This is a genomic window from Arthrobacter sp. MPF02 (assembly GCF_046605375.1).
Lineage (GTDB): Bacteria > Actinomycetota > Actinomycetes > Actinomycetales > Micrococcaceae > Arthrobacter.
Genome location: NZ_CP176772.1, coordinates 635,117 through 652,725, shown reverse-complemented (window position 1 = coordinate 652,725; position 17,609 = coordinate 635,117). Strand labels below are relative to the sequence as shown.

Below are 17,609 nucleotides of genomic sequence, written 5' to 3'. Positions count from 1 at the left end.
TATGTGGGGTTACGAACTCAGCGGCTCGCTTTCGCGCGCCGAAAGCGCCGGACCACGAGCAGCACCACCGTGAGTACCAGTGCCGCGTACACGGCGTAGTTGAGGAACCGGGAGTACTCCTCGATCAGCCTGTACTGGGCACCCAGCAGGTAACCGAGCCCGATCAGCGCCCCGTTCCACACGCTGCTGCCGGCCAGGGTGTACAGGCTGAAGGTCCCCAGCGGCATGGCGGACGCGCCGGCGGGAAGCGAAATAAGGCTGCGGACCCCCGGGAGCAGGCGGCCGAAGAAAATTGATGGCCTGCCGTGGCGGCGGAACCACGCCGCAGCGTGCTCAAAGTCCTCGCGGTCCACCAGCGGCAGTTTGGACAGCCCGCGGATGGACCGCTCCAGTCCCAGCTTCGCCCCCAGCCAATAAAGCAACAGGGCGCCCGCGTAGGCGCCCAGCGTGCTGGTAACGAAAACCAGGACCAGGTTGAGGGCACCCTGCCGGGCAAGGTAGCCGGCCAGGGGCAGGATCACCTCACTGGGTATGGGCGGGACCACTGTTTCGGCCAGGGTGAAACCGCCTACGCCCCACTCGCCCAGCCTGTCAATGGCCCGGGCGGCAACGCCTACCAGGCCTCCAAGTCCGTCAGTCGGACTGGCCGGCTCCGCGGCTGCTCCCCACATGATGTCTCCCCAATGTCCGCGGCATCGCCTGTGCGTTTTCCTGCGGTCCTGTCTACCTTACGGGCCTGAACGCAACCTGACAGCCCCGCGATGCCCCCTATCGTCCGGAGGAAGGCCTGGCCCTGACATGCATCCGCTCCCCCTGGGTGCCAAAAAGGCTAAGGAACTCCACGGCCTTGCCGTCCGCCCTGCCGAACCAGTGCGGGATGCGCGTATCGAACTCCGCCGCCTCGCCCGGCCCCAGGATGAGGTCCTGGCTGCCGAGCACCATGCGCAGCTTGCCGTTCAGGACGTACAGCCATTCGTATCCCTCGTGCACCTTGGGGCTTGGTTCTTCAGTCCGGCCCGCCGGAAGGATGTGCTTGTACGCCTGGATGCCGCCGGGTTTCCGGGTGAGCGGGATGATGGTCATGCCGTGGGCCTCGATGGGCCGCAGGTGCACCCGCGGATCACCCGTTTCGGGGGCACCCACCAATTCATCCAGCGGCACCTGGTGGGCCTTGGCCAGCGGCAGGAGCAGTTCGAGGTTCGGCCGCCGTTGCCCCGCTTCGAGCCGGGACAGCGTACTGACTGAGATCCCGGTGGACGCGGCCAGCTCTGCCAGCGTGGCGCCGCGCCCCACGCGCAATGCCTTGAGCCTGGGACCGACGGCGGCCAATACGTCGTCGAGGTTTTCATTCACGGCTCCAGTTTGCCAGAACAGCAAAATACTTTGCCAGTCGTGCTTAGCAGGATTCAGCATGGAGGCATGACTGAACGAACTGGAACCCTGTATGACGTAGTAATTGCTGGCGGCGGGGCGGCCGGCCTGAGTGCGGCCCAGCTGCTGGGGCGCACCCGCCGATCCGTAGCGGTGGTGGACAGCGGCGAGCCGCGCAACGCCCCGGCCGAGGGAGTTCACGGTTTCCTCTCGCGCGACGGGATCAGTCCGGCGGAAATGCTGGCCGTGGGGCGGGCAGAGGCGGAACGATACGGCGCGGCCGTTGTGCCGGGAGAAGTGGTCGCGGCCGCCGGCGACGTGCACCGCGGCTTTGAGCTAACGCTCGACGGCGGCGCGCGGCTCCGCGGGCGGCGACTCCTGATCACTACCGGGCTGAGGGACGAGCTGCCCGATATCCCCGGGCTCCGTGAACGCTGGGGCAAAGACGTCCTGCACTGCCCGTTCTGCCACGGCTGGGAGGTCCGGGACCAGGCAATCGGCGTGCTCGGCACCGGGCCATGGTCAGTCCACCAGAGCCTGCTGTTCCGGCAATGGAGCAGCAACATCACTTTGTTCCTGAACAACACCGTAACCCCCGGCGACGGGGAACTCGAACAACTGGCGGCACGGGGAATCAAGGTGGTGGAAGGGGCGGTGGAAAGCCTCAGGGTGGAGGGCGGCTCCCTCCGCGGCGTCGCATTGGCCGGTGGCCCGGAGGTGGCTGTGCAGGCCGTGGTGGTGGGGTCCCGCGTCCATGCCCGCCTTGGCGCATTCACCGGCCTGGGCCTCAGAGCCACGCCGCACCCGATGGGCGTCGGCGACTACCTCGAAACCGATGCCGAGGGCGCCACCGCCGTACCTGGTGTTTGGGCTGCCGGGAATGTCACTGACCTGCGGGCCCAGGTCCTGGCGTCCGCCGCCTCCGCGGCGTGGACCGCCGTCGTGATCAACAACCACCTGATGGCGGAGGAACTGGAACGTGACCTCCGGAGCTACCGGGCTTCCGCGGCCCTTACCGGTGCCTGAACGCGGGTTCCCGCTTCTCCGTGAAGGCCGCCATGCCTTCCTTCTGGTCCTCGGTGGCAAACAGCGAATGGAAGAGCCGGCGCTCGAACAGCACCCCCTGGGCGAGTCCGGTCTCGAAGGCGGCGTTCACGGCTTCCTTGGCCGCCATGGCCACTGGTTTCGACTTCGAGGCAATCACCCCGGCGGCTTTGAGGGCTTCATCCACCACGTCCTCGGCAGGAACAACACGGGATACCAGGCCGCACCGGTCGGCTTCCTCCGCCCCGATGAACCGGCCGGTGAGAATGAGGTCCATCGCCTTCGCCTTGCCTATCGCCCGGGTGAGGCGCTGGGATCCGCCCATTCCGGGGAGCACGCCCAGGTTGATCTCCGGCTGCCCGAACTTGGCGTTGTCGCCGGCGATGATGAGGTCGCACATCATCGCCAGTTCGCAGCCCCCACCCAGCGCGAAGCCGGACACGGCGGCGACAGTGGGAATGCGCAGCCGGGTGAAGTCCTCCCAGCCGCGGAACCAGTCGGCCGCGTACATGTCCATGTAGCCCTGGGACGCCATTTCCTTGACGTCGGCCCCTGCTGCAAACGCCTTGCCGGATCCGGTGATCACCACCGCGCCCACGCCGGGATCGGCGTCCATGGCGGTGGCGGCGGACACCAGTTCCTCCATGGTGGCCTTGTCCAGTGCGTTCAGGGCATGCGGCCGGTTGAGGGTCACCAGCCCCACCCTGCCCCGCTGCTCCACGAGGATGTTGGCGTACTCCGTCATTCAGGACTCCCGTCGTCGTGCGCTGTTGCGGCGTGGTGATGCCCCTGGACCCGAATGCCGGGCGCCCCTGGTTCCATCTGCCCGGCGATCTGTTCCGACTTCTTCCGGATGTCCGTGATGATCGCGGAGAAGTCCCGGCCGGCACCGCCTTCCGCGGCAAACGTATCGTAGATTTCGGCGGCGAGCGGCCCCATCCGGCCCGCCACCCCGGCGCTGCGCAGGGCGTTGACCGCGAGATTGAGGTCCTTGGCCATCAGGGCGCCCGCAAAGCCGGGCTGGTAGTCGCGGTTTGCCGGGCTGCCGGGGACTGGCCCGGGCACCGGGCAGTTGGTGGTCAGGGCCCAGCACTGCCCCGAAGCTGCTGATGCAACGTCGAACAGGGCCTGGTGGCTCAGGCCCAGCTTCTCGCCGAGCACGAAGGCCTCGCTCACCGCGATCATCGACACACCCAGGATGAGGTTGTTGCAGACCTTCGCCGCCTGGCCGGCGCCGTGTGTCCCGCAATGCACCACGCGTTTGCCCATCACCTCCAGCAGCGGCCGGACGGCGTCGAAGTCCGCTTCTTCAGCGCCCACCATGAAGGTGAGGGTGCCCGCTTCCGCACCCACCACTCCGCCCGAGACGGGTGCATCCACCGAGCGGTGCCCGGCGCCGGCTGCCAGGCGGGCAGCTTCCCGCGCCTCATCCACATTGATGGTGGAGCAGTCCAGGAACACGGTCCCGGCAGCCGCCGCGGCCAGGAGCCCTGGCTGGCCCGCAGTCCCGCGGTAGGCGTCGAGCACCTGCCGGCCGGTCTGGAACATCGTCAGCACCACATCGGCGCCGGCCGCCGCTTCCGTTGCACCCGGTGCCACCGGTTTGCCGTTCGCGCGTGCCCGGTCGAGGGCTGCAGGAACCACGTCGAAGCCGGCAACGGTATGACCCGCCTTGACAAGGTTCGCGGCCATGGGTCCGCCCATGTGCCCCAGTCCCAGGAACGCCACGGTATACGTCTTAGACATGGCCGGCCTCCCTTACCGGCAGGTCCCCGCCTGCCCGCAGGTCCAGTTCCCTGCCGCCAGGCTCGAAGAAGCGGGAGACGTGTTCCGGCAGCACGCCGCCAAGGCCGGGCGGATTCCAGTGCGGCGTGCGGTCCTTGTCCACCACCTGCGCACGGATCCCCTCCCGGAAATCGGGATGTCTGAGGAAATGCAGCCCGGCCCGGTATTCCTGCGCAAGGCACTCGTCCAGCGTCAGCATCCTGGCCCGCCGCAGCGATTCCAGGGTGACCTTGACGGACGTCGGTGATTTCGCTTCTATGCTGTCGGCGGCCGCGGCAGCCTCGGCCGCGCCGTCGCCCCGCCAAGCGCGGAGCCTGCGGACGATGTCGCCGGCGTCGTTCCCGGCGTAGCAGGCATCAATCCACTCTCCCCGCCCGGCGAGCGCGGAAGGCGGCGCCTCCCGGGCCCAGCGTCCGACGGCGGCTTCCGCGCTTTGGTCCTCCAAGGCGGCCACCAGGCGGGGCAGCTCCGAGGAGGGGACAAAGTGGTCGGCAAGCCCCAGGTACAGCGCGTCCGGTCCGTCCAGGTGGGCGCCCGTCAGGCCTGCATGCGTCCCCGTTTCTCCTGGTGCCCGGGCCAGCAGGAAGGTGCCGCCGACGTCGGGAGCGAAGCCGATGGTCGTCTCGGGCATCCCTGTCCTGGTGCGTTCGGTAACCACCCGGACCGACCCGTGCGCGGAGATCCCCACTCCCCCGCCCAGGACCAGGCCGTCCATCAGCGCCACGTAGGGTTTGGGATATCGGGCGATCAGGGAGTTCATGCGGTACTCGGCCTGCCAGAACTCCGCCGTGCGTGCCCCGCCGTGCGGAATGTCCTGGTAGATGGCCACGATGTCGCCGCCCGCGCACAGGCCCCGCTCCCCCGCGCCCTGCACCAGGACCGTGGCAACGCCGTCGTCGTCCGCCCATGCCGCGAGTTGCCCCAGCACCGCCTCGACCATGCCGGCGGTGAGCGCGTTGACGGCCTTCGGCCTGTTGAGCGTGATAACCGCCAGCCCGCCCCGGCGCTCAAAGAGCACCTCGTTTCCGTTAGGTGCAGTTTCCGTCATCAGCTTCCTTCCGGCATGACGAAGCTGGAACCCTGCCGTATCCCGGAAGGCCAGCGCGTGGTAACGGTCTTGGTTTTCGTGTAGAAGCGGAAGGCGTCCGCACCGTGCTGGTTCAGGTCGCCGAAGCCGGAGGCCTTCCAGCCGCCGAACGTGTAGTAGGCCAGCGGAACGGGGATGGGGACGTTGATGCCCACCATGCCCACGTCCACCCTGGTGGCAAAGTCGCGGGCGGCGTCACCGTCCCGGGTGAAGATGGCCACCCCGTTGCCGTACGGGTTCTCCGTGCACAGCCGGAGGGCATCCTCGTAGCCCGCAGCCCGCACCACGCTGAGGACGGGCCCGAAAATCTCGTCCCGGTAGACGGCCATCTCCGGGGTGACGTGGTCGAAAAGGGTGGGGCCCAGCCAAAAGCCGTTCTCGTGGCCCTCCACCCTCAGGCCGCGCCCGTCGGCAAGGAGGGCTGCGCCGTCGTCCACGCCTGACCGGATATAGCCTTCGATACGTTCCTTCGCCGCTGCGGACACCACCGGCCCGAAATCGGAGTCCGGCGCCAGGCTGTGGCCCACCCGGAGTCCCTTGACGCGGTCCTGCAGCTTCGCCACCAGCCGGTCCGCGGTTTCTTCACCCACCGGCACGGCCACGGAAACGGCCATGCACCGCTCGCCGCCCGAGCCGTAACCGGAACCCACCAGGGCGTCCGCCGCCTGGTCCAGGTCCGCGTCCGGCATGACCACCATGTGGTTCTTGGCGCCACCAAAGCACTGGGCCCGTTTGCCGTGGGCAGCGGCGGTGGCGTAGATGTACCGGGCGATGGGGGTGGATCCCACAAATCCCACCGCTTTGATCCACGGGTCCTCCAGCAGCGCGTCCACGGCTTCCTTGTCCCCGTTGACCACGGTGAAGACGCCGTCGGGAACGCCTGCCTCGCTGTACAGCTCGGCCAAACGCAGCGGCACCGACGGGTCCCGCTCCGAGGGCTTGAGGATGAAGGAGTTCCCGGCGGCCAGCGCGGGCGCCGACTTCCAGAGGGGGATCATGGCGGGGAAGTTGAAGGGCGTGATACCCGCCACCACCCCCAGCGGCTGGCGGAGCGAGTGGATGTCGATGCCCGTGCCCGCGTCCGTAGAGAACTCACCTTTGAGCAGGTGCGGAGCCCCGGCAGCAAACTCCACCACTTCCAGGCCGCGCTGGATGTCCCCCTTGGAATCCGCGAGGGTTTTGCCGTGTTCCGAGGACAGCAGCCGGGCCAGCTCTTCCATGTTCCGGTTGACCAGGTCCACGAATTTGAGCAGGATCCTGGCCCGCCGCTGCGCGTTGGTCCCTGCCCATCCGGCCTGGGCCTCGCCGGCGGCGGCTACCGCTTGGCGCACCTCGTCCTGGTTGGCGAGCGGGACCCGGGCCTGGACGTCGCCGGTACAGGGGTCGAAGACGTCACCGAAGCGTCCGGAGGTGCCTTCCACGAGCCGGCCGCCGATGTAGTGGGAGAGCCCGCGCACCATGGCTGATGCTCCTTCGCATTGGTCCAGTTGGATGTGGCCCAGGTCATGCCTGGTTGCGAATATACCCGGGCTTTTCACCAACTTCCATTGACCCGGCAGGGGCCGCACCCTGACGGCCCGGAGCGTTCCGCGTTGCTTTACCCCCGGCGCGGCCGTCACGGTAAGTTAGGAACTGTGAAGATTGCTACCTGGAATGTAAATTCGCTCCGCGCCCGCGCAGACCGCGTCGAAGCCTGGCTTCAGCGCAGCGACTGCGATGTCCTGGCCATCCAGGAGACCAAGTGCAAGGACGACAACTTTCCGTGGGAGCTCTTTGAGCGCATGGGCTACGAGGTGGCCCACTTCGGTGTGAACCAGTGGAACGGTGTGGCCATCGCTTCCCGCGTGGGGCTTGAAGATGTGGAGCGCACCTTCCTGGACCAGCCCTCCTTCGGCAAGGCCGGCAAGGACCCTGTGCAGGAAGCCCGCGCGATGGCTGCGACCTGTGCCGGGATCCGCATCTGGAGCCTCTACGTACCCAACGGCCGCTCCCTGGACGACGAGCACATGCCCTACAAGCTGAAGTGGCTGGAGAGCCTCAAGACGCACGCGCAGGGACTCGTCGCCGAGAACCCGCAGGCACAGGTGGCGCTGATGGGTGACTGGAACATCGCGCCCTTCGATGAGGATGTCTGGGACATCGACCTCTTCGTCAACAACCGGTACACCCACGTCAGCCCGCCTGAACGCGCCGCGTTCCACGCGTTCGAATCCGCCGGTTACACCGATGTTGTCCGCCCCTACACTCCCGGGCCCGGTGTGTACACCTACTGGGACTACACGCAGCTGCGTTTCCCCAAGCGCGAAGGCATGCGGATTGACTTCGTCCTTGCCTCCCCTGCTTTGGCCAGCCGGGTGACCGGCGCGTCCATCGACCGCGAGGAACGGAAGGGCAAAGGCGCCTCGGACCACGCCCCCGTGCTGGTGGAACTGGCAGACTAATGGCAGCCACCTGGACCCAGCAAAGGAGACCGTAATGACGGGAAACCTCTACCGGGGCCAGGCGGGCCTGCCGTTTTCTTCCACCCTCCGCGTCTACGAACCGCTGGAGGCATTCCCGGAGGAACAGCGCCCGGCCATCCAGGCGGCCGGCGCGCGCACCGCCTCGCGCGCCGCCGTCGAGAACGCCGAACTGCTGGCCTCCTTGGGGCGCATCACCCGTTCGGGCGGCGATCCCTTCCCCACCGGGCGCACCGACCTGGTCCGCGTCACTACTGCCCCTGCCGCGCAGGACGGTGCGTCCGACGGCGGCGCTGACGCAGAGCCGGTGCTCCTCTACTGTCCCAGCCAGTTGGTCCTCCGGGCCGGGCTGGCCGCCAACGCGCTGATGGAAGGGATCCACGGTCCGCTCGCGGAGCTGCTGATCCCTGAGGAACAGCGGGACAAGCACCAGGAGCGGATCGACCAGGTCAAGGCCCGGGACGGTTCCATCCGCGTGCACACCCGCGCCTCCACCTGGGGCATCCCGTTCAGTTGGTTCTCCCTGTTCATGGAGTCGGACCACAAGGACGTTGTGGAAGCCGCCGGCCGGATCCTCACCGTCCGAGTGTGGGCGCCCATCACCGAGGCACTGGAACGCGCCCGCTACGCCGTGGCCAACCTGGCCCTGGCCGCTCCCGACCTCGACATGCTGGACGATCTTGCCCAGCTCACGGAGTGGCTTGAGCAGTTCCATATGGAATCCATGGTGGAGCTGGACTACGGGGCCGTGGCAGACAAGGTCTACCCGGACGATTCGCCCATGGACATTCGGCTGGGCATCGAGTGCCTGGCGGAAGGGGACATGACCGGCGCCGCAGCTGCCTACCGGCGGCTCGCGTCCCGCTGGATTCCCATCCGGCAGCTGGCCCGCGCGTCCTGAACCGGGCCTGCTCCCTGCGTGACCGGGAAACGCCCTGACTCAGGGGCGTTGGTTCATGGGCGGCGCCGTGGTTCGGCGCACAATGAGCTCGTGGGGTGCAACTGCTGACTGCACCGATCCGGCCACGCCGTCCAGTTCGTCCAGGAGCATCTTGGTGGCGAGCTCCGCCTGCTCGTCAGGCCGCTGGCCGACGGTGGTGAGACCCATGGCGCCGGCAAAATCATGGTTGTCAATCCCCACCACCGAGAGGTCCTCCGGGACGCGGACACCGATCCGGGCCGCCTCGAAGATGACGCCCATGGCCATCTCATCCGATGCGCAGAAGATGGCGGACGGCTTGGGACCGGGCTTGGACCAGAGCCGGCGGAAGGCTTCCTGCCCGCTGCGGACGGTGAAGTCGCCCCATTCGTCCCACTCCGGCGGGGTGGGAAGGCCTGCCGCCGCCATCACGTCCTTGAAGGCGAGGATCCGGACCCGGGGAACATCGAAGTTCAGGTCCGTCTCGTCGTCGCCGTGCAGCAGTGCGATGTCCCGGTGGCCCAGGTCGATCAGGTGCCGGACCGCCGTTGAGGCGGCGGCGTAGTCATCGATGCCGATGTAGGCGCATTCCTCCACGTGGCCGCCCACCACCACCAGCGGGATGTCGATCTTCTGCAGGTGGTCCAGTTCTTCGTGGGTCAGTGCCATACACAGGACAAGCAGGGCATCGATCTGCTTGTAGACCATGGTCTTGCTGAAAAGCCGTTCCCGGTGGCTGCCATGGCCGCCCAGGTTGAAGAGGGAAAGGTTGTACTGCCGTGCATGAAGCTCGCGGTCGGCCCCCTCGATGGCTTTGGAGAAGAACCACCGGCTAACGAACGGGGCCAGTACTCCGATGGTTTTGGTGCGGCCCGTTGCCAGGCCGGACGCCGAAGAGGAGGCCACGTAGCCGAGGTTCCCTGCCACCTCAAGGATCTTTTCCCGCGTGGCCGGCGATACCCGGGGCAGTCCCCGGACTGCGCGGGACACGGTGGCAGTGGATACACCCGCAGCCGCAGCCACGTCCTCGATGCTGACTCCGTTGTGGCCGCCCCGTTGAGATCTTTCTGTTGTGCGTGCCACGGCGTCCCCTCAATTACTCCTTGCAGCGTAAGGCTGCTTGCCCCTCGTAGCCCCCCGGGCGCTTCGTATTTTCGCACTCCGCGGCAGTGCAGTGTTAACTGCGACAGGACCGCCCTGCACTGTTACCTGCGGTCCGGGAGTTTCCGGCGCAGCCGCACCATGCCGTACAGGGCAAGGAGCGTTGCCAGCAGGCCAAGGGCCCAACCAAGGGCAGGCTGTGCTGTCACTTCCATCCAGACAGTGACCACCAGGAGGACCAGGGCCCAAAAGCCGAGGAACCCGATGATGATGTCAAAGTCCTCGCCGGACCGGACCCGCCGGCGGTCGCTTCCCGCCCCCGGGTTCCGGGAGCGGGAAGCATCGCCCGTCACTTGACTGCACCGGCTGTCAGGCCGGCCACAATCTTGCGCTGGAAGACGAGCACCAGGATCACCAGCGGAATGGTGACGATGGTGCCCGCGGCCATGATGGCGGTGTACGGGATCTGGTTGGGTTGTGCACCCGCGAAGCTGGCGATCGCAACCGTGACCGGCTGGGTGGCCTCGTTGGACAGCTGGCTGGCGATCAGGAACTCGTTCCACGAGGAGATGAACGCCAGGATTGCCGTAGTGAAGATCGCCGGGGCGGCAAGCGGCATGATGACCTTCCGGAACGCCTGCCCCTGGGTGCAGCCGTCCACGCGGGCAGACTCTTCCAGCTCCCACGGCATCTCGCGGAAGAAGGACGTCAGGGTGTAGACGGTCAGCGGCAGCACGAACGAGATGTTCGGGATGATCAGCGCCTGGTAGGTTCCCATCCAGCCGATGTTGGTGAACAGCTGGAACAGCGGCGTGATGAGGGCAACGCCCGGGAACATGGAAGCGCCCAGGATGAAGCCCAGCACCAGGTACTTGAACCGGAAGTTCAGCCGGGCCAGGGCATAGGCCGCGAAAACACCGATGATCAGCGAGATCACCGTGACCGTGACGCCAATAATAATGCTGTTCAGCAGTGCCTGGCCGAACCGGTTGCCGAACGAGGTATCGAACGCGGTGAGGAAGTTGTCCAGGGTCACGTGGGTTGGCCACGGGGTGGTGTCGTAGGTGAAGCCCACCTCGCGGAACGCGGTCACCACCATCCAGTACGCCGGGGCCAGGCACCAGATCAGGATGACGGCCGCACTGATGTACGTGCGGACGCTTGCCCACCTTTCCCGGCTCTGCGATGCCCTGCTTGCAGTGCCCTGTTCGGCACCAACGCTGGAGGAAGCAGTTGCAGTTGTCATTTCTTCCCCTTACCGGTTGCCCCGCTCTGTTCCACCACGTTTGCCCCAAGGAAGCGGACAAAGATGAACGCGACCAGGAAAATGATGAGGAACGTGATGGTGGACAGCGCGGCGGCTGAATTGAAGCCTTGCCGGATCTGGTTGATGACCAGGATGGACAGGGTGGTGGTGTTGTTCGCGCCGCCGGTGAGGATGTACGGAAGATCGAACATCCTCAGTGCGTCGAGCGTACGGAACAGGATGGCCACCATGAGTGCCGGCTTTACCAGCGGCAGTGTGATCAGGCGGAACCGCTGCCAGGCGCTGGCGCCGTCCACCTTGGACGCCTCGTAGACCTCGGCAGGAATCATCTGCAGGCCGGCAAGGATCAGCAGCGCCATGAACGGCGTGGTCTTCCAGGTGTCGGCGATGATGACCGCCCACTTGGCCGGCCATTCGCTGCCGGTCCACAGGATGGACGCGCTAAACACCTTGTTGATGATGCCGTTGAAGTCGAACATGAAGAGCCACAGCTGGGCCGTGACTGCGGTGGGGATGGCCCACGGAACCAGCACAGCTGCGCGGACCAGGCCGCGGCCTTTGAAGCTGCGTGCCATGATCAGGGCCATCCAGAAACCGAGGACGGTTTCCAGGGCCACTGTGATGACGGTGAACAGGAAGGTTGTTCCGGTTGCCGACCAGAACTGGCCGCCCAGGGTGCCGGGCGGGCAGGCGACCGTGCCGCCACCGGGAGCTGCGCACTGCTGGCCCAGCCAGTTGACGTAGTTCTGGATACCCGCGGGCCCGCCTGCAGTGAACAGGCCCGTTGCCGGGTCCAGCCCGGCGTCCTTTTGGAAGGACATAATGATGGCGCTGATGATCGGGTAAACGATCACGACGCCCAAGGCGATGATGGTTGGAGCCAGCAGCCAGGAAGCCCACTTGCCCTGGCTCAGGATCCGGTTGTCTTCACCTACGCCCTTGGGGCCGTGATGAACGGCGGGGGCGCCCGACGCCGGCTTGACCGGCGTCGGGCCCAATTCGGTAGCCATCGCCTACTGCGATCCTGCGCCGGCCGACTCGATGGACTTTTGCATGTCTTCAAGGGCCTGCTTGGCGCTCTTCTCGCCCTTCAGCGCCGCGTACGAATTCTCCTGGATGGCCTGGGTGACGGCCGGGTAGAACGGAGTGACAGGACGCGGAACTGCGTTGGCGATCGACTCCTGCAGCACGGTGAGGTACGGCAGCTTGCCTACCAGTTCCTGGTCCTCGTACAGGGAGCTTAGGACGGGGGCCAGGGAAGCCTGGTTTGCGAAGAACTTCTGCTGTTCCTCATTGGTGAGGAACTTGATGAAGTCCAGGGCTGTCGCCTTGTTCTTGGAGTAGACGCTGATGGCCGCACTGTGGCCGCCGAGGGATGAAGCACCGGGTCCGTCCTTGCCGGGCAGGGGCGCCATGCCAAACTTGTCCTTCACCTGCGAGGAACCTTCGGTGCTGATCAGGCTGTAGATGTAGGGCCAGTTGCGGTGGAACAGCAGCTTGCCTTCCTGGAACGCGCGGCGGCTTTCCTCTTCCTGGTAAGTGATGGCTTCGGCGGGGATGTTGCCGTTCGCGAAGGCCTCCACCAGGTTATTCAGGCCCTCCTCGGCCTCCGGAGTGGTCAGGCTCGGCTTGCCCTCGTCATCCAGGACGGAACCACCGGCGGAGTTGATCGCTTCCGAAGCGTTCACGGTAAGGCCTTCATACTGCTTGAACTGTCCTGCATAGCAGCCGATGTTGTTTTCCTTGGCGATGGAGCACATCCCCATCATTTCGTCCCATGTCTTGGGCGGCTCGGGGACCAGGTCCTTGCGGTAGTACAGGATACCGCCGTCCGAATCCTTGGGGGCGGCGTACAGGGTGCCCTTGTAGGAGGCCGACTCGACGGGCGCCTCGAGCATGCCGTTGGTGTCGATGGCCATCTTGTCCTTGAGCGGCTGCAGCCAGCCCTTTGCGGCGAATTCCGCCGTCCAGACCACGTCAACACTCACCACGTCATAGTCGGTGCTCTTGGCCTGGAAGCGCTGGACCAGGTCATCGTGCTGCTGGTCGGCCTGGTCGGTCTGCTCCTTGAACGTGACCTTCTCGTCCGGGTGCTCGGCGTTCCACTTCTCAATCAGCGGACGCACCACATTGTTGTTGTCCTTGCCCTGGACATACGTAATGGGACCCCGGTTATCGAGGTTCGCCTCGGCGTCGCTCCCGCCGCCTGTGGTCCCGCCGCCTCCGCCGCCGCCACAGGCGGTCAGCGTCAGGGCCAGGATGCCGGCAGTGGCTGCCGGAAATAGGAATTTAGGGGTTTTCATTAGCTTGAAGCTCCTCGCTGAGTAACAAGTAAGTCGACAGTGCGCTTGCTAGTGAGGTTGATGTGGTGACTGTCACACTAGTAAGGTTGCTGCGTTCGGTGCAAGCGTTTACATCAAAAAGTTATCTGAGGGGAACCAAATGTCCAAGCAGACCGTTCCGGTTTCCGGCCAGCCTCCTCAATGGTGGGCCGATGCCGTCGTGTACCAGATCTACCCGCGTTCCTTTGCTGACGGGAACGGCGACGGGATGGGCGATCTCCGGGGCGTTATGGACCGCTTGCCCTATCTTGAAAAGTTGGGCGTGGACGCGATCTGGTTGTCGCCGTTCTACAAATCGCCCCAGGCCGACGGCGGGTACGACGTTGCGGACTACCGCCAGGTGGACCCGCTCTTTGGGTCCCTGGCGGACTTCGACGCGATGTTGCTGGATGCTCACCGCCGGGGGCTGAAGGTGATCGTGGACCTCGTGCCCAACCACACCTCGGACGAACATGTGTGGTTCCAGGAAGCGCTGGCGGCGGAACCGGGCTCGCGCGCCCGCGACAGGTACATCTTCCGGCCCGGCAAGGACTCGGTTCCCGGCTCCGGCGACGGCACCAGGCCGCCCAACAACTGGAAGTCGATCTTCGGCGGTCCTGCCTGGAGCCGGGTGACGGAGGCGGACGGTTCACCGGGCGAGTGGTACCTCCACCTGTTCGACACCAAGCAGCCCGACCTCAACTGGGAAAACCCCGAGGTCCATGAAGAGATGCGCTCCGTACTCCGTTTCTGGCTGGACCGGGGCGTGGACGGTTTCCGGGTGGACGTGGCGCACGGCATGGTCAAGGAAAAGGGCCTTCCCGATTGGGAGGGCGCAGCAGCCATGGTGGAAGGTGCGTCGGCCGTGCCAAGGGAGCCCGCCCCGCCCGGTGACGCCCCGGGCGCCCATACCGACGCGGAGGAACCGCACCGTGCGGTATCGCCGGTCTATCCGCCGTCGCCCTTTTTCGACCAGGACGGCGTCCACGATATCTACCGTGACTGGCACCGTGTCCTGGCCGAATACGGCAGCGACAGGATGATGGTGGCCGAGGCGTGGGTGGAACCGGCAGAACGGTTGGCCCGCTATGTCCGGCCCGACGAGATGCAGCAGGCCTTCAACTTCGACTTCCTGCTGGCGGGGTGGAACGCCGAGCGCATGGCGGAGGCCATCGACGCCTCACTGGCAGCGGCGGCCTCCGTGGGCGCGCCCTGCACATGGGTGCTGAGCAACCATGACACCGTCCGGCATACCACCCGGTTCGGTCTCTCCGATCCCACCATGTTCCCGAAAGGCATTGCCGCGGACGATGAACAGCCGGACGCAGCACTGGGACTGGCACGCGCCCGCGCTGCCACCCTCGTGTCATTGGCGCTGCCCGGCTCAGCGTACCTGTACCAGGGCGAAGAACTCGGTTTGCCGGAGCACACGACGCTTCCGGCTGACGCCCGCCAGGACCCCTCCTTCTTCCGCACGCAGGGCGCCGAAACAGGACGCGACGGTTGCCGTGTTCCGCTGCCCTGGGCCGCGGAGCTGCCAGGCTATGGGTTCGGGAGTGCGGGCAACGGGAACGCACAGCCGTGGCTTCCCCAGCCCGAAAGCTTCGGTTCCCTCGCCGCCGACGTTCAGGACGGCGAGGAGGGATCCACCCTCGAGCTGTACCGTGCTGCCCTCGCTTTCCGCGCCGAACAGAAGTTGGGCCGTGGCAGCCTGGAGTGGGCGGAGATCAACGCGCCGGAGAGCGGGCTGCTGGCATTCCACAACGGGGACGTCCTGGTTGTTGCCAACATGGGCTTCGCGTCCGCACCGGTTCCGGAAGGGTACGCAGTGGCGCTGGCCAGCGGCCCCGTTCCCGCCGCGGAGCTGGCATCTGCACGCGAAGTTCCGGTGGATTCGGCCGTTTACCTGCGCCGGAAATGAGGTGTCAGCGGACGCGCTCGGCCCTGCCGAAGCGCGTCCGCGCTCCGGCAGCGATGTGGATGAGCACCGGGGTTTCCCTGCCAACCACCGCTTCAAGGGCGGACAGCAGTCCGGAAACCTCGGCCGCCAGCAGGTGCGGTGCCACCCCCTGCCGCGGCAGGAGCCGCACCTTCAAGGCGGGCGAGCCATTGACGCTGTACGTGGTGACGCTTGCCCCGGCCAGATCCGGGCGCCCGGCAAGTGCGTGCTTCACGGCCTGCTCCGCCACTCCCCCGCCAATGTGGACATCACCGGGTACCTCGCCGGGGTCGTACTCGGCGGCCAGCAGGTTGTTCCGGCCCTTGCCCTGCTGGGCGATCCAGGCCACCATGAGCCCGATCAGCAGCAACAGGGCCAGCGCCACCAGGATCCAGAGCCAGCTTTCGCCCCGTCCAGGGAACCTGGTGGCGTTAAAGGCCTGGTTGATCCCGGCCCATACTCCCGGGGACCAGGATTGCCACCAGCTTGCGACCGCCGGCGCGGTTGCCAGGAGGATGAGCAGGAGACCGGCAGCCAGCAGCACCAGCCCCAGCAGCGTGACCAGGATGCGGTTGAGGAGGCTTGGGGTGCTGTTCATGCGCCCACCACTCCTGCCGCCGTCACGTTGATACGTGCTGAGGGCGCCGGCTCCAGTGCCATTTGCCCGAGCTCGTCTTCAATGGCGGCCAGGACCGTTCCTTCGTCCACCGGGACTCCGGACGTGGGCCGGACGTTCACCAGTACCTGCCGCTGGGAGACCACCACCATGACCTGCTCGGGGGTCACGTTGGCTGCAAGCCGGGCACGGCGGGCAAGGGAGGAAGCAATGACTTCGTCGTCTACGACGACGGCCGGACTTGCAGCGGTCAGCCCCGCTCCCGGAAGGAGGTGGCGGGCACGCCGCCCCGGCAGGATGCCGTTGAGGAGGAAAACCAGGCCGGCCATGGCTACGACGCCGCCGATGGCGGCCAGAAGCAGCGGTGACATTCCGGCGGGGAGTTCCACAAGCCGTTGCGCTGCCACCTGCGGTTCGATCAGCCACGCGGGCTGGCCGATGGCATGTACCGCTGCTTCAAGGAGGCCGTACGTGGCCAGCACTATGACCAGGACCGCGGCGACCACGGCCACGGCCGCACGTGACGAGTGAGTCTCCCGATGCAGCACCCGGCGCATGTCCGGGCCCTGGCCGCTGCTGCGGCGGTTCTGCCTGCTGCGGGACTGTTTGGTCCCGGCGTCCACGCTGCTGCTCACTGGACCCGGCCTCCTTCACGAATACTGGCGCCGCTGATCCTGATGTCCACGCGGCTGAGGCGGGCACCGCTGAGTTCCGTGACAATCTCCAGAATGCGGGCTTTTGCCTGGACGCTGCGTTCCCAGATGGAACCTCCGAAAGCCTGAACCTGTCCTGGGTCCCGGGCCACCGCCCTCAGCGGCGGGATGCTGATGGGCGTGACGAGGGACAAGGCCAGCAGGCCGTCGTCGTCCGTCCAAATTGCCCTCACATCCTGGGCGTCGACGCCCAGGGCAGAGGCCGCGGCAGCCTTGGCCAGGCTGGTCAACGCCTGCGTGCTGATGCGGTTGTGGCCGCTGAATGCCTGCCCCCGCACGGTCGGGGCGGGCATGCTCATGATGAGGAACGCCGGCCGATGATGGCGTCGAGGACCCCGCGGAGGTCCAGCTTGCCCTCGGCGGCGCGGCCCAGGAGCGCACCTATGGCCATGAAGAGCAGGGACACCAGGAAACCCCACAGGCCGAACTGGAGGGACATAAAAGCCACAAAGGCGCCCATCACGGCACCTGCGACAGTGAGGTTCACAGCAGCGCCTCCCGTTCGGTGGTGCCTGCGGGGGATGGTTTTACGGGAGGAGGCACATAGACGTCGGTGACTTCGACATTTACTTCGATGACCTGCAGTCCCACCAGTTCCTCCACCGCCCGGTAGACAGCCGCCCTCACCTGGTTGGCGAGGGCATGGAGGGGCGTTCCGTAGCTGGCCACGAGGTTGATGTCCACTGCCACCTGGGTTTCGCCTACCTCGGCATGGACGCCCGCCGCGTGGTCTGCGCTGCTGCCCACTGCGTCGCGGATGGCGCCAAGCGCCCGTGACGGACCCGAGCCAAGGGAGTAGACACCCGGCACTGCGCGGGCCGCTATCCCTGCCACCTTGGCCACGGCTGTCTCGGAGATTACGGTGCGGCCCAAACCGGGAACAGGCGCTGCGGCGCCATGGACGCCCTGCCCGGGTTGCGGGTTCTGGTATTCCATCAGGCACTCCCCCTTCTGTTGATCCAACCCTATCCCCAGCATGCCCGGATG

At 66.4% G+C, this 17,609-nt stretch carries 20 protein-coding genes; 4 read left to right on the top strand and 16 right to left on the bottom strand.

The genetic code is table 11. The features are described from left to right. Positions 1-17: 17 nt before the first annotated feature. Both ACLH0K_RS03130 and ACLH0K_RS03125 read right to left on the bottom strand, forming a co-directional pair. Complete coding sequence (locus ACLH0K_RS03130; protein ID WP_411375416.1) at positions 18-671, bottom strand: DedA family protein; 654 nt, start codon at positions 669-671, stop codon at positions 18-20. Between the two features lie 97 nt (positions 672-768). Then, entirely contained in the window at positions 769-1,353 is a 585-nt protein-coding gene (locus ACLH0K_RS03125) for a helix-turn-helix domain-containing protein (RefSeq protein WP_411375415.1), read from the bottom strand. A 66-nt stretch (positions 1,354-1,419) separates the two neighbouring features. Between ACLH0K_RS03125 and ACLH0K_RS03120 the strand changes: the two genes are divergently transcribed. Further along, positions 1,420-2,397 (top strand): NAD(P)/FAD-dependent oxidoreductase, encoded by a 978-nt coding sequence (locus ACLH0K_RS03120; RefSeq protein WP_411375414.1) that lies wholly within the window; start codon positions 1,420-1,422, stop codon positions 2,395-2,397. Here ACLH0K_RS03120 and ACLH0K_RS03115 read toward each other — a convergent pair. From ACLH0K_RS03115 to ACLH0K_RS03100, 4 genes are read right to left on the bottom strand one after another with little or no spacing between them, the layout of a single operon-like run. After that, positions 2,384-3,160: an enoyl-CoA hydratase gene (locus ACLH0K_RS03115; protein WP_411375413.1), complete on the bottom strand. Its 777-nt coding sequence runs from the start codon at positions 3,158-3,160 to the stop codon at positions 2,384-2,386. The genes ACLH0K_RS03120 and ACLH0K_RS03115 overlap by 14 nt on opposite strands. Next, a complete protein-coding gene (gene mmsB, locus ACLH0K_RS03110; protein WP_411375412.1) occupies positions 3,157-4,161 on the bottom strand; it encodes a 3-hydroxyisobutyrate dehydrogenase in 1,005 nt (334 codons plus the stop codon). The genes ACLH0K_RS03115 and mmsB overlap by 4 nt, the downstream gene beginning before the upstream one ends. Beyond that, entirely contained in the window at positions 4,154-5,248 is a 1,095-nt protein-coding gene (locus ACLH0K_RS03105) for an enoyl-CoA hydratase/isomerase family protein (RefSeq protein ID WP_411375411.1), read from the bottom strand. Before ACLH0K_RS03105 ends, mmsB begins: the two co-directional genes overlap by 8 nt. After that, positions 5,248-6,747 (bottom strand): CoA-acylating methylmalonate-semialdehyde dehydrogenase, encoded by a 1,500-nt coding sequence (locus ACLH0K_RS03100; RefSeq protein WP_411375410.1) that lies wholly within the window; start codon positions 6,745-6,747, stop codon positions 5,248-5,250. The genes ACLH0K_RS03105 and ACLH0K_RS03100 overlap by 1 nt, the downstream gene beginning before the upstream one ends. A 174-nt stretch (positions 6,748-6,921) precedes the next feature. Between ACLH0K_RS03100 and ACLH0K_RS03095 the strand changes: the two genes are divergently transcribed. Next, the gene (locus ACLH0K_RS03095) at positions 6,922-7,728 is read left to right on the top strand and encodes an exodeoxyribonuclease III (RefSeq protein ID WP_411375409.1); all 807 of its coding nucleotides are present in this window, start codon (positions 6,922-6,924) and stop codon (positions 7,726-7,728) included. Positions 7,729-7,762: 34 nt separating this feature from the next. Next, the gene (locus tag ACLH0K_RS03090; RefSeq protein WP_411375408.1) at positions 7,763-8,647 is read left to right on the top strand and encodes a hypothetical protein; all 885 of its coding nucleotides are present in this window, start codon (positions 7,763-7,765) and stop codon (positions 8,645-8,647) included. 39 nt (positions 8,648-8,686) lie between these two features. On the opposite strand, the gene ACLH0K_RS03085 is transcribed toward ACLH0K_RS03090, so the two are convergent. The 5 genes from ACLH0K_RS03085 to ACLH0K_RS03065 form a co-directional block, all read right to left on the bottom strand. Continuing rightward, on the bottom strand, positions 8,687-9,748 hold the full coding sequence (locus ACLH0K_RS03085) for a LacI family DNA-binding transcriptional regulator (RefSeq protein WP_411375407.1): 1,062 nt from the start codon (positions 9,746-9,748) through the stop codon (positions 8,687-8,689). Between the two features lie 122 nt (positions 9,749-9,870). Beyond that, positions 9,871-10,119, bottom strand: a complete 249-nt coding sequence (locus tag ACLH0K_RS03080; protein ID WP_411375406.1) for a hypothetical protein — start codon at positions 10,117-10,119, stop codon at positions 9,871-9,873. Beyond that, positions 10,116-11,012, bottom strand: coding sequence for a carbohydrate ABC transporter permease (locus tag ACLH0K_RS03075; protein WP_411375405.1), 897 nt, complete (start codon positions 11,010-11,012; stop codon positions 10,116-10,118). Before ACLH0K_RS03075 ends, ACLH0K_RS03080 begins: the two co-directional genes overlap by 4 nt. Continuing rightward, a complete protein-coding gene (locus ACLH0K_RS03070; RefSeq protein WP_411375404.1) occupies positions 11,009-12,043 on the bottom strand; it encodes a carbohydrate ABC transporter permease in 1,035 nt (344 codons plus the stop codon). Before ACLH0K_RS03070 ends, ACLH0K_RS03075 begins: the two co-directional genes overlap by 4 nt. 3 nt (positions 12,044-12,046) lie before the next feature. After that, positions 12,047-13,336: an ABC transporter substrate-binding protein gene (locus tag ACLH0K_RS03065; protein WP_411375403.1), complete on the bottom strand. Its 1,290-nt coding sequence runs from the start codon at positions 13,334-13,336 to the stop codon at positions 12,047-12,049. 139 nt (positions 13,337-13,475) lie between these two features. On the opposite strand from ACLH0K_RS03065, the gene ACLH0K_RS03060 reads away from it, so the two are divergent. Then, entirely contained in the window at positions 13,476-15,275 is a 1,800-nt protein-coding gene (locus ACLH0K_RS03060; protein WP_411375402.1) for a glycoside hydrolase family 13 protein, read from the top strand. Between the two features lie 4 nt (positions 15,276-15,279). Here ACLH0K_RS03060 and ACLH0K_RS03055 read toward each other — a convergent pair whose 3' ends face one another. Genes ACLH0K_RS03055 through ACLH0K_RS03035 form a run of 5 tightly spaced genes read right to left on the bottom strand, consistent with a single transcriptional unit; the run spans position 15,280 to position 17,558 of the window. Beyond that, positions 15,280-15,891, bottom strand: coding sequence for a hypothetical protein (locus ACLH0K_RS03055; protein ID WP_411375401.1), 612 nt, complete (start codon positions 15,889-15,891; stop codon positions 15,280-15,282). Next, the gene (locus ACLH0K_RS03050) at positions 15,888-16,544 is read right to left on the bottom strand and encodes a hypothetical protein (protein ID WP_411375400.1); all 657 of its coding nucleotides are present in this window, start codon (positions 16,542-16,544) and stop codon (positions 15,888-15,890) included. The genes ACLH0K_RS03055 and ACLH0K_RS03050 overlap by 4 nt, the downstream gene beginning before the upstream one ends. After that, on the bottom strand, positions 16,541-16,921 hold the full coding sequence (locus ACLH0K_RS03045; RefSeq protein ID WP_411375399.1) for a hypothetical protein: 381 nt from the start codon (positions 16,919-16,921) through the stop codon (positions 16,541-16,543). The genes ACLH0K_RS03050 and ACLH0K_RS03045 overlap by 4 nt, the downstream gene beginning before the upstream one ends. Further along, positions 16,918-17,109, bottom strand: coding sequence for a hypothetical protein (locus ACLH0K_RS03040; RefSeq protein WP_411375398.1), 192 nt, complete (start codon positions 17,107-17,109; stop codon positions 16,918-16,920). Before ACLH0K_RS03040 ends, ACLH0K_RS03045 begins: the two co-directional genes overlap by 4 nt. After that, on the bottom strand, positions 17,106-17,558 hold the full coding sequence (locus tag ACLH0K_RS03035) for an Asp23/Gls24 family envelope stress response protein (protein WP_411375397.1): 453 nt from the start codon (positions 17,556-17,558) through the stop codon (positions 17,106-17,108). Before ACLH0K_RS03035 ends, ACLH0K_RS03040 begins: the two co-directional genes overlap by 4 nt. Positions 17,559-17,609: the final 51 nt, after the last annotated feature.

Excerpts from the sequence above, each read along its gene's own strand:
- ACLH0K_RS03130 (WP_411375416.1), bottom strand. The coding sequence starts at position 671 with ATGTGGGGAGCAGCCGCGGAGCCGGCCAGTCCGACTGACGGACTTGGA.
- ACLH0K_RS03120 (WP_411375414.1), top strand. The coding sequence starts at position 1,420 with ATGACTGAACGAACTGGAACCCTGTATGACGTAGTAATTGCTGGCGGC.
- ACLH0K_RS03115 (WP_411375413.1), bottom strand. The coding sequence starts at position 3,160 with ATGACGGAGTACGCCAACATCCTCGTGGAGCAGCGGGGCAGGGTGGGG.
- mmsB (WP_411375412.1), bottom strand. The coding sequence starts at position 4,161 with ATGTCTAAGACGTATACCGTGGCGTTCCTGGGACTGGGGCACATGGGC.
- ACLH0K_RS03105 (WP_411375411.1), bottom strand. The coding sequence starts at position 5,248 with ATGACGGAAACTGCACCTAACGGAAACGAGGTGCTCTTTGAGCGCCGG.
- ACLH0K_RS03100 (WP_411375410.1), bottom strand. The coding sequence starts at position 6,747 with ATGGTGCGCGGGCTCTCCCACTACATCGGCGGCCGGCTCGTGGAAGGC.
- ACLH0K_RS03090 (WP_411375408.1), top strand. The coding sequence starts at position 7,763 with ATGACGGGAAACCTCTACCGGGGCCAGGCGGGCCTGCCGTTTTCTTCC.
- ACLH0K_RS03075 (WP_411375405.1), bottom strand. The coding sequence starts at position 11,012 with ATGACAACTGCAACTGCTTCCTCCAGCGTTGGTGCCGAACAGGGCACT.
- ACLH0K_RS03070 (WP_411375404.1), bottom strand. The coding sequence starts at position 12,043 with ATGGCTACCGAATTGGGCCCGACGCCGGTCAAGCCGGCGTCGGGCGCC.
- ACLH0K_RS03065 (WP_411375403.1), bottom strand. The coding sequence starts at position 13,336 with ATGAAAACCCCTAAATTCCTATTTCCGGCAGCCACTGCCGGCATCCTG.
- ACLH0K_RS03060 (WP_411375402.1), top strand. The coding sequence starts at position 13,476 with ATGTCCAAGCAGACCGTTCCGGTTTCCGGCCAGCCTCCTCAATGGTGG.
- ACLH0K_RS03055 (WP_411375401.1), bottom strand. The coding sequence starts at position 15,891 with ATGAACAGCACCCCAAGCCTCCTCAACCGCATCCTGGTCACGCTGCTG.
- ACLH0K_RS03045 (WP_411375399.1), bottom strand. The coding sequence starts at position 16,921 with ATGAGCATGCCCGCCCCGACCGTGCGGGGGCAGGCATTCAGCGGCCAC.
- ACLH0K_RS03035 (WP_411375397.1), bottom strand. The coding sequence starts at position 17,558 with ATGGAATACCAGAACCCGCAACCCGGGCAGGGCGTCCATGGCGCCGCA.